A 9,589-nucleotide genomic window follows, 5' to 3' on the forward strand; every position below is an offset into this window, starting at 1 on the left:
GGATCCGAGAAGGCGGCGTTCTTCGGTGATCCCCGGGTGATCGAGACGCTGGCGGGACACGGCCTGACGGTGGAGGTGGACCCGGCGGGGTCGCGGCAGATCGCCACCTCGGTGGACCTGGCGGACTACGACTTCGCGTTCCCGTCGAGTTCGGTGGCGGCGGAGCGCATTCAACGACAGGTGGGGGTGAGCGCGAAGTACACGCCGTTCTCCTCCCCCATGATCGTCGCGACCTTTCGGCCGATCGTGGACCTGCTCACGGCGGCGGGTGCGGTGCGGCCCGGCCCGACGCCGGTGCTGGACATGGCGAAGTACCTGGAATTGGTCGAGCGGGGGACGCAGTGGGACCAGTTGCCGGGCAATACCGCCTATCCGGTGCGCAAGCACATGCTGATCTCCACCACCGATCCGCGCACCTCCAACTCGGCCGCCATGTACCTGGCGGTGGCATCCCATGTGGCGAACGAACATTCGGTGGTGCGCGGGGCCGCGGCCGAGGAGCACGCGCTCTCGCGGGTGGCCCGGCTGTTCACCCGGCAGGGCTACACCGAGAACAGCAGTGAGGGGCCGTTCCGGGAGTACCTGTCGACCGGGATGGGCACCACGCCGCTGGTGTGGGCGTACGAGGCGCAGTACGTCGAGGCGGCGGTGCACGGGGAGTTGAAGCCGGACATGGTCATGCTGTACCCGTCGCCGACGGTGATGTCGCATCACACGGTGGTGCCGCTCAGCGACAGCGGCGACCGGCTCGGTGAATTGCTTTCCACCGACCCGGAATTGCAGCGGCTGGCCGCCGAATACGGCTTCCGCACCGGCGACGCCGAATTGTTCACCGACGTGGCCCAGCGCAATCGGGTGCCCGTCACCGCGAATCTCATCGATGTGGCCGACCTGCCGAGTTACGAGACGCTGGAGCGTCTGCTCGACGGGGTCGCCCAGTCGTACAACTGAGTCACGTCGCCGCGCCCGGCCATGGCTCGCCGGGCTCAGCCGCAGAGCGGCATTCGCCTGATCATTGAGCATCCGAGGTATCGCGGCGGGCGGCGTCGGTACCCGGCGTGATACGCGCGAGCGGGGCACCGCTCGGGAGCGCATCTGGACCGATCGATCTTTCCGGGGTAGATTCGGGTCATTCGTACAGGGCAGTCGTACAGGACGAATGTTCGACATAGTCGCCAGCGCGGTTCCCGGGAGGTGTAGTACATGGTTTCACCAGCGGCGATGCGCGGACATGAGGTGCGTGAGCGGCTGCGACGGACGGCGGTCACGCTCATCCCCGAACGGGGTTGGTCCGCGGTCAGCACCCGGGTGCTCGCCGAACGCGCCGGAGTGAACCCGAGCGTCGTGCACTATCACTACTCATCGCTCCAGGCACTGCTGACCGACGCTGTTACCCAGGAGCTGCGGGCGGCCACCACCCGGATGGGGGATCTACTCGACAGCGTCACCACTCCCACCGAAGCCGTGGACGCCCTGCTGGCGATCACGGCCACCTACACCGGCGACAATCCGGCCACCCTGCTCTTCACCGAGACCGCCCTGGCCGCCACCCGGGACGCGACGCTGCGGGCGGCCGTCGCGGCGGTGCTGGACGAATTCGTGGCCCGGCTCGGCGACTGGTTCGCCGTGCACGGCGTCGCCGACCCACACCGCGGCGCGGCGGCGGTCATGGCGGCCGTCGACGGGCTGGTCATCCATCGCGCACTGCGGCTGCGCCACACCGAAGATTCGATCGCCGCCGTGCTGTACGGGCTCGTGCAACCACCCCGCTCCCCCGCGCCGTCGCCCCGGCGTGACGACACACCGAATCCGCGGGCGGAATAGCAACTCCGGGGTTCCGCCGGGGCATCGCGGCGGAACACCGCCCATCGACCATCGCGATGCCGACGGCGGTCGCGCCGTCCCGACGGAAGGAGTATCGGAGTGGATATCGTGAAGAACATCGGCCCGCCGACCGGCCTGAAGCGCTGGTTCTTCCGATTGCCGATCCACCTCTACCACTGGCGTCTCGGCTGGCTCCTCGGCGGCCGCATGATGCTGCTGCATCACATCGGCCGCAAAAGCGGCAAACCCCGCGAGGTGGTGCTGGAGGTCGTGCACCACGACCCGGCGGACGGCAGCTACATCGTGGCGTCCGGCTGGGGCCCCACCGCCGCGTGGTACCGCAATCTGCAGAAGACACCGGACGTCACCATCGAGGTCGGGCGTCGCACCATTCCGGTCACGGCCGAATTCGTGCCGCAGCAGGACGGTGCGGAGGTGTTCGCCCGCTATGCCGTCGAACACCGACGCGCGGCGGAGAAGCTGCTCCCCCGGCTGATGGGCTACAAGGTCGACGGCTCACAGGACGATTTCCGCGCCGTCGGCGAGCGGATCCCCTTCGTGCGGTTCGTACCGCGCACCTGAGACTCGGCGGCCGCGGGACCGAGAGGCGTCGCACGAGCGAATCGACGACAGTCGATCGAATGCGAACGCTCCCGACCGACCGCACCGCGCCCCACGACCCAGCACGGGCTCCGCGCCGCCGTGGCCGCCGCTCCGCTCACCATCGCGGTGGTCGATCCCGGTGCACCCGGGGCAATACCCCATCCTCCCGACGGCCCCGTGCCTGGATCTCGGCGGCCGCGGTCTCATCGCGACATGCCGAGCGATTCCACGGAGCGGGTGCGGGCCGCACGAGCCCGGGCGACCGCCCGACTCAGCCGCGCGCCTTGGCGAGCACCGCCCGCACGGCGTCCTCGGCGGGTATCTCGTCGCCGGTCCCGGCGAAGCGGTCGCGCAGTTCCACCTTGCCGTCGGCCCAACCACGGCCGACCACCAGCACCAGCGGCATGCCGAGCAGTTCGGCGTCCTTGAACTTCACGCCCGGGGAGGCGGTGCGGTCGTCGAGCAGCACCTCGAGTCCGGCCGAGTTCAGTTCCGCCGCGACCTGTTCGGCTCCGGCCCGAGCGCCGGCGTCCTTGTTGGCGATGACGACGTGCACGTCGAAGGGTGCGATCTCGCGCGGCCAGCGCAGGCCCTTGTCGTCGTGCATCTGCTCGGCGACCACGGCCACCATGCGGGAGACGCCGACGCCGTAGGAGCCCATGGTGAGGCGCACCGGCTTACCGTTCTCGCCGAGCACGTCGACGTCGAAGGCGTCGGTGTACTTCTGGCCGAGCTGGAAGATGTGGCCGATCTCGATACCGCGTGCGGCCTCGAGAACGCCGCGGCCGTCGGGTGAGGGGTCGCCGTCGCGCACCTCGGCGGCCTCGATGGTGCCGTCCGGGGTGAAGTCGCGCCCGGCGACCAGGCCGACGTAGTGCTTGCCCGGCTCGTCCGCGCCGGTGATCCAGGCGGTGCCGCTCACCACGCGCGGATCGACCAGGTAGCGAATGCCGTTGGCGAGCAGCGCCTTCGGGCCGATGTAACCCTTCACCAGGAACGGGTTGGCCTTGAAGTCGGCGTCGTCGAGCATCTCCACCTCGGCCGGTTCGACGGCGGCCTCGAGGCGCTTGTCGTCGACCTCGCGGTCGCCGGGGATGCCGACACCGAGGATCTCGGTCTTGCCGTCCGGGTAGCGCAGCTTGACCATGACGTTCTTGAGGGTGTCGGCGGCGGTCACCGGGCGGCCCAGCCGCTCGGCGATTCCGGCGCCGTTGGCCCAGTCGACCAGCGTGGCGATGGTGGGGGTGTCCGGGGTGTCGTGCACGACGGCCTCGGCCTGGCCTTCGATGGGGACCTCCGGCGGCGCGGGGGTGACCACCGCCTCCACGTTCGCGGCGTAACCGGAGGCGCGGCAGATGACGTAGGTGTCCTCGCCGACCGGACTGTCGGCCAGGAATTCCTCGGACGCCGATCCGCCCATGGCGCCGGAGGTGGCGGCCACGATCACGTACTTGACGCCGAGCCGGTCGAAGATGCGCTGGTACGCCTCGCGGTGGGCGTTGTAGCTGTTCTTCAGCCCGTCCTCGTCGAGGTCGAAGGAGTACGAGTCCTTCATGATGAACTCGCGCCCGCGCAGGATGCCCGCGCGCGGGCGGCCCTCGTCGCGGTACTTGGTCTGGATCTGGTACAGGGTGACGGGCAGATCCTTGTAGGAGTTGTACTCGCCCTTCACGGTGAGCGCGAACAATTCCTCGTGGGTGGGGCCGAGCAGGTAGTCCTGCCCCTTGCGGTCCTTGAGCCGGAAGAGGGCGTCGCCGTATTCGGTCCAGCGGTTGGTGGCCTCGTACGGTTCGCGCGGCAACAGCGCCGGCAGTGAGATCTCCTGGGCGCCGATGGCGTCCATTTCCTCCCGGACCACGTTCTCGACCTTGCGCAGCACGCGCAGGCCGAGCGGCAGCCACGAGTAGACACCGGGCGCGATGCGCCGCACGTATCCGGCGCGCACCAGCAGTTTGTGGCTGGGCACCTCGGCGTCGGCGGGGTCGTCGCGCAGCGTGCGCAGGAACAGGTGGGAGAGGCGGGTGATCACGGCTCCACAGCGTAGCCGCTGCGCAGGGGAACTCCGTAAGGGATTACCGTGTTCGCTCGTGCTGGTGCTGCTGCCTCCCTCCGAAACCAAGTCCGATGGCGGATCGGGCGGTCCGCTGGACCTGGACGCCCTGTCGTTGCCGCAGCTCACGAAGGTGCGCGACCGGCTCTGCACCGAGTTGACGGCGCTGGCGGCCGACCCCGACACCGCCCGCACCGCGCTGGGCCTGGGGAAGGGGGCTGACGCCGAGATCGCGCGCAACGCGGCGCTGCGCTCCTCCCCCACCCGGCCCGCGTTGGACCGCTACACCGGGGTGCTCTACGACGCACTCGACGCCGCCTCCTTCACCAAGGCGCAGCGGGCCAAGGCGCAGGCGCGGGTCGGCATCGGCTCGGCACTGTTCGGGGTGGTGCGCGCGGGCGATCCGATTCCGGCGTACCGGCTCTCGGGTGGTTCCAAGCTGCCCGGACTGCCGACCCTGCAATCGGTGTGGAAGGAGGTGCTGCCGCAGGCGCTGCGCGACGAGACCGAGGGTGAGCTCGTGGTGGATCTGCGTTCGGGCACCTATCAGCAGTTGGGCCGGGTGCCGGGTGCGGTGACGGCCACCGTGCTCACCGAGCGGCCGGACGGGTCGCGAACCGTGGTGAGCCACTTCAACAAACACCACAAGGGACTGCTGGCCCGCGCCCTGGTGCTGACCCGCGCCGAGCCCACGGACGTGCGGGGACTGGCGCGGGTGGCGGAGAAGGCCGGACTGCGCGTCGAGATCGCCTCGCCCACCGAACTGCTCGTCATCACCTGACGCGGCGGGAATCCGCGAGCCGGGCGGCGGCCAGCGCTGTATACCCCGCTAGACCACTTTCTCGAACTCCTTGCGGCACGGGCATTTTCACGTGCCACAGGGCAGCCTGACGTCGATACAGCGACTGCTCGGCGACATCACCGCGACATCGCCGGCGGAGCTGCCGCGCATTACCGCGCCGATTTCGGTCCGGACCGTGCGCGGGAGCAATGCCGCCGCACAGATCGAGCAATCGGCGTGCGCGGCGGCCCGGAATGCCCGGCCGCCCGTGCCAGCCGCTTCCCAAAACCGCGAGGTCCGACTTTTCTTGGGATACAACGGATATGAGACAGGTTCCTCCTGTCCCGGGAAGGGCGCGGACGGTGAGCGATATCGATACCAGCGGTGGCGACGACGACATCGAGGGCGAGGACGTGGTGGCGGTCTGGCCGCATCCCAGTCCACTCGACGCGTGGTGGAATACGGTGATGAACCGTGGCCCTACCGCGAGTTCGGGTGGCCGGGCAGGACACAGACGGCATCCAGTCCCAGTACGTGATTGAGCCGCCCGAAGGCCAGCCATGAGCCGATGCACATGCTGAGCTCCACGATCTCGGCCTGCGTGTAGTGCCGGGTCATCCGGGTCCAGAACTCGTCGTCGAGATTGTGATGGTCGAGGGCGTAGCGTTCGGCGTACTCGGCCGCCATGCGGGTGCGCTCGTCGAAGGACGAGGTGGTGCGCCATGCGGTGACCGCGGCGTCGAAACCGTCCTCGACCTTCTGCCCGTCGCGTTCGGTGCGCCAGTCCTGGCAGAACAGACAGCCGTTGAGCTGGGCGATGCGCAGTCGGGCGGCCTCGAATTCGCGCAGCCCCAGGGTGGTGTGCTCATAGACGGCCAGGGAGAACCGGGAGGCGGCCAGCCCGATGCCGGGCACCATCTCACCCCACACGTAGCCGATCGGATCCTTGCCCTCGGGAATGTCGATGATCATGAGCGTGCCTTTCCGAGAATGCCGACGCCAGCGCGCAGCGGGACGTCGAGAGCGTCGTAGAGTCCGGGTTCCGCGGCGGCCAGCCAGTCGATGGCCCCGACCAATCTGCCCACGGCCGTGGCGTTTCCGCCCGCGGAGCGATTGCCGCCCTCATCGGTTGCCTCGACGCTCACCTCGATCCGGGGACGGCCCTCGAGGATGACGCGGTGCGCGCCGTCGCCGGTGGGCGGGGTGGGCCAGTCGGGGGCGCAACCGCCGTGGATGCGGGTGACGTGTTCGATGACGATGCGGGGTTCGCCGCCGACGATGCCCTGCACCTCGAAACGCACCGCGCCCTGTGTGCCCGCGGCGAATTCTCCCATGAGTTCGGTGCCGACGGCCTCGTCCAGGGCGCGCCGCTCCACGGTCTCGCGGATCTCGTCGAGTTGCGCGCCGAGTCCGCGCGCCATGAGTCGAATCTGCCCGCCCCACACCATGGTCGGGACGCCCGCCGCGAGCATGGGCGGTTCGTAGTCCATGGGCTGCCCCATGCCGACCAGGTAGCGCACCGAATCGGGCTGGTCGTAGGTGCTGTAGTCGAAGATCTCCTGGCAGCGCACCACCGCCACGGTGCTGGCGAGCCCGGTCATGAGCAGGGGCAGCACGTCGTTGCCCCAGCCCGGATCGATGCCGGAGACGAACAGCGAACCACCGCCCGCCGCAATCGCTTCCAGCACCTGCTCACGCAGATCGGCCGGGGCGCTGCGATGGTCGTAGAAGGCGTAGAGCGCGGGCGTGACGACCACGGCTCCGGCGCGCAGGGCGCGCACGATATCGGTGAAAGCCTCGACGGGGCGGATATCCCCGGACGCGGCGTAGACGATGGCGCGGGGGCCGTCCGCCAGCGCGGCGTCGATGTCGTCGGTGGCCGCGACGCCCAGTTCGGTGTCGAGTCCGGCCAGGTCACCGGCGTCCCGGCCGACCTTCTTCGGGTCGTGCACGAGGACGCCGGTGAGTTCGAGCGCTGGATGCGCGGCGACGGCGCGGATGGCTGCCCGGCCGACATTGCCGGTTCCCCAGACCAGGGTGGCGATCATGCCGGGAGGGTAGCAACCGCTCGGTGCCGCCCGAGGCTATTTCGAGAACACGTTACAGTTTTGCCAGTCGGTCGTGCAGCACCGACGCCCAGTCGGTGTGGTCGAGAGCGCCGTAGTCGACGTGGATCACGTCGAACACATCGCGACCCTCGCTGATCCAGCCGCCCTTCTTGTCCGCCTCGAGCACCACATCCATCCCGTCGTGCCGGGCCACGAAGGTGACCTCGAGCTGGTTCAGCCGCGGATAGTTGTGCGAGCGGCCGAATTCGATCTCCTGATAGAACGGCAGCTGCTGCTGGATGCCGCGCAGGCGACCGGCTTCGACGTCGGCGCGATGCAGCGGAAAGCCGAACTGCTCCAGGGTGGCGAGAACGACGTGCTGGGCGGGCAGCGCGCCGATGCCGAGCGGATCGCGGTCGCCCGGGTCCACCGCACCGCTGACTTCGACCACAGTGCGAACGAAGACCTCCATACCGGGCAGATGCCGGCCGTTGTAGAAGGTGATCGGGGTTTCCATCGGAGTGTGCAGCGCGAACGGGAATTCGTAGGGCGCGTTCGCCGCCAGGGCGAACGGCCCGTGCACGTCGGCGGACCAGAAGGAGCGGTAGGCGTCGTATTCCTCGTCGGCGTGCTCGATCTCGACCCGAGTCACCAGTTCCACCGCGACGCGGTTGATCTCCTGTTCGACACTCCCCCCGCGCAGGCGAACGACACCGTGCACCGTCCCGCCGGGTTGCACTCCGGGCGTGTGCAATTCGGTCTCGACCTCGGCCCCACCGACTCCGACGGCTGCCAGCAACTTCTTGAACATGGGCCACAGTCTTACCGGCAACCCTTGTCGATCGCTTAACAAGTGCTCTACCCTGCTGCGAACTAGAACATGTTCTCAGGAAGGTGTCCGGTATGGACCTGGAAGCCGTGGAGAGCATCCGCTCCCTCAAATATCGCTACCTGCGGTCCCTGGACCTCAAGCAGTGGGACGACTTCGCCGACACCTTCACCCCCGACGCGACCGGTGACTACGGATCCCCCTCCGGCGGTATGCCTTTGCGATTCACCGGCCGTGACGCGATCGTCGACTACATGCGCTCGGCACTGAGCGCCAACATCATCACGGTGCACGTCGCCACCCACCCGGAGATCGAGGTGGACGGCGACACCGCCACGGGCAGTTGGTGTCTGGAGGACACCGTGATCGTGCCCGAGTACCGGGTGCTGATCCGGGGCGCCGCCTATTACCGCGACCGGTACCGCCGCGACGATGGGCGCTGGCGCATCGCGCACACCGGCTACGAGCGCATCTTCGAGGCCACCATGTCGCTCGACGCCCTGCCGGGGTTCACCCTCACCGCCAATCGCTGGGCTCCCGCCGAATCCGCCTGAGGCGGACGCACTTTTCGGATCAGCCGACGCGGCGGGCGCGGGTACGGCCGAACCCGCCGACGAGCACGGCGCACAGCCCGATGACCATGGCCACGATGCCGCCACCGAGCCCGTTGCCGGTGCCCAGTCCGCCGTCGGCGGTCACCACGACCACCGCGCCGAGAACGATCGCGAACAGTCCGGCCGCCAGGGCGACGATCGCTGCGGAGCCGGTGCCGAACCGGCCACCGCGCCGGGTGAGAGCCGGCACGCCGACCACGACCCCGGCGCTTCCGGCGAGCGCGGCGACGAGACCGCCCAGTCGTCCGGCGCTGAGCTCGTAGGCACCGGCGGCGACCGGTCCCGTCGCGGCGTGCGCGACCGCGGGGGCGAGTAGAGGAGTGACGAGAACGGCTGTCGCGGAGGCGATCCGGTGACGACTGGACATGATCTGCTTCCTTCGGATCGAGAACGGGGCCCTCGAAGCATGTCCGCCGGACCGGCCGCGAGTCGTCGTGCGAGCGCGGACACTTCGCGCTACCGCCGACGCCGTGGGCATACCGCGGACGCGGTATCGGGAGACCATCCGCCCGTAGGTTTCCGCTTCGCGATCGGCCGGTTAGTGTGCGCGCATGAGCAGGGCACGAATCGTGGACTGGGCGATCGCCCTCGGCGTGGCCGCGAGCCTGCTCCTCGCCGGGCGCTCGGCCGGACACTCCCCCACCGCCCTGGACCCGCTCGGCTACACGCTGCTGGCTGCCAGCGGCCTGATGCTGGCGGCGCGCCGCCGCGCGCCGATCGCCGTGCTGGCCGGGACCGGGGCCTGCGCGCTGGGGTACCAGGCCGTTGGCCTCGATGTGCCCGCGGTGGGCTTCCTGTTCGCGGTGTACGCGGCGGTGCGGGCCGGACACCATGTGGTCA

The 9,589-nt window shown here is 69.3% G+C and carries 10 protein-coding genes and 1 pseudogene; 6 read left to right on the top strand and 5 right to left on the bottom strand.

The window, feature by feature from the left end; genetic code table 11:
* The 3 genes from QK444_RS25335 to QK444_RS25345 all read left to right on the top strand — a co-directional run.
* Positions 1–951 (top strand): hypothetical protein (locus tag QK444_RS25335; protein ID WP_282784370.1); only part of this gene is annotated, 951 nt, incomplete at its 5' end.
* A 252-nt stretch (positions 952–1,203) separates the two neighbouring features.
* On the top strand, positions 1,204–1,824 hold the full coding sequence (locus QK444_RS25340; protein WP_282784372.1) for a TetR/AcrR family transcriptional regulator: 621 nt from the start codon (positions 1,204–1,206) through the stop codon (positions 1,822–1,824).
* Positions 1,825–1,923: 99 nt separating this feature from the next.
* Positions 1,924–2,406, top strand: coding sequence for a nitroreductase family deazaflavin-dependent oxidoreductase (locus QK444_RS25345; protein WP_282784374.1), 483 nt, complete (start codon positions 1,924–1,926; stop codon positions 2,404–2,406).
* Positions 2,407–2,698: 292 nt separating this feature from the next.
* Here the strand turns inward: QK444_RS25345 and QK444_RS25350 are convergent, their stop codons facing one another.
* Positions 2,699–4,456, bottom strand: coding sequence for a proline--tRNA ligase (locus QK444_RS25350; protein ID WP_282784376.1), 1,758 nt, complete (start codon positions 4,454–4,456; stop codon positions 2,699–2,701).
* 58 nt (positions 4,457–4,514) lie between these two features.
* On the opposite strand from QK444_RS25350, the gene yaaA reads away from it, so the two are divergent.
* Positions 4,515–5,258 (top strand): peroxide stress protein YaaA, encoded by a 744-nt coding sequence (yaaA, locus tag QK444_RS25355; protein WP_282784378.1) that lies wholly within the window; start codon positions 4,515–4,517, stop codon positions 5,256–5,258.
* A 480-nt stretch (positions 5,259–5,738) separates the two neighbouring features.
* Here the strand turns inward: yaaA and QK444_RS25360 are convergent, their stop codons facing one another.
* The 3 genes from QK444_RS25360 to QK444_RS25370 are packed head-to-tail and all read right to left on the bottom strand — an operon-like array spanning position 5,739 to position 8,117.
* Positions 5,739–6,230, bottom strand: a complete 492-nt coding sequence (locus tag QK444_RS25360) for a carboxymuconolactone decarboxylase family protein (protein ID WP_282784380.1) — start codon at positions 6,228–6,230, stop codon at positions 5,739–5,741.
* Positions 6,227–7,306 carry a dihydrodipicolinate reductase gene (locus tag QK444_RS25365; RefSeq protein WP_282784381.1) on the bottom strand — a complete coding sequence of 360 codons (1,080 nt, stop codon included), beginning with the start codon at positions 7,304–7,306 and terminating at the stop codon, positions 6,227–6,229. The genes QK444_RS25360 and QK444_RS25365 overlap by 4 nt, the downstream gene beginning before the upstream one ends.
* Before the next feature lie 52 nt (positions 7,307–7,358).
* Positions 7,359–8,117 (bottom strand): sporulation protein, encoded by a 759-nt coding sequence (locus QK444_RS25370; protein ID WP_282784383.1) that lies wholly within the window; start codon positions 8,115–8,117, stop codon positions 7,359–7,361.
* A 92-nt stretch (positions 8,118–8,209) separates the two neighbouring features.
* Here QK444_RS25370 and QK444_RS25375 point away from each other — a divergent pair, with 92 nt between their 5' ends.
* A complete protein-coding gene (locus tag QK444_RS25375; RefSeq protein ID WP_282784385.1) occupies positions 8,210–8,689 on the top strand; it encodes a nuclear transport factor 2 family protein in 480 nt (159 codons plus the stop codon).
* Positions 8,690–8,708: 19 nt separating this feature from the next.
* Here the strand turns inward: QK444_RS25375 and QK444_RS25380 are convergent, their stop codons facing one another.
* Positions 8,709–9,116 (bottom strand): DUF6223 family protein, encoded by a 408-nt coding sequence (locus tag QK444_RS25380; RefSeq protein WP_282784387.1) that lies wholly within the window; start codon positions 9,114–9,116, stop codon positions 8,709–8,711.
* A gap of 184 nt (positions 9,117–9,300) precedes the next feature.
* On the opposite strand from QK444_RS25380, the pseudogene QK444_RS25385 reads away from it, so the two are divergent.
* Positions 9,301–9,589: pseudogene (locus QK444_RS25385) on the top strand (sensor histidine kinase); the annotation flags it as partial.

This window comes from Nocardia sp. CC201C, from assembly GCF_030010695.1.
Lineage (GTDB): Bacteria > Actinomycetota > Actinomycetes > Mycobacteriales > Mycobacteriaceae > Nocardia > Nocardia otitidiscaviarum.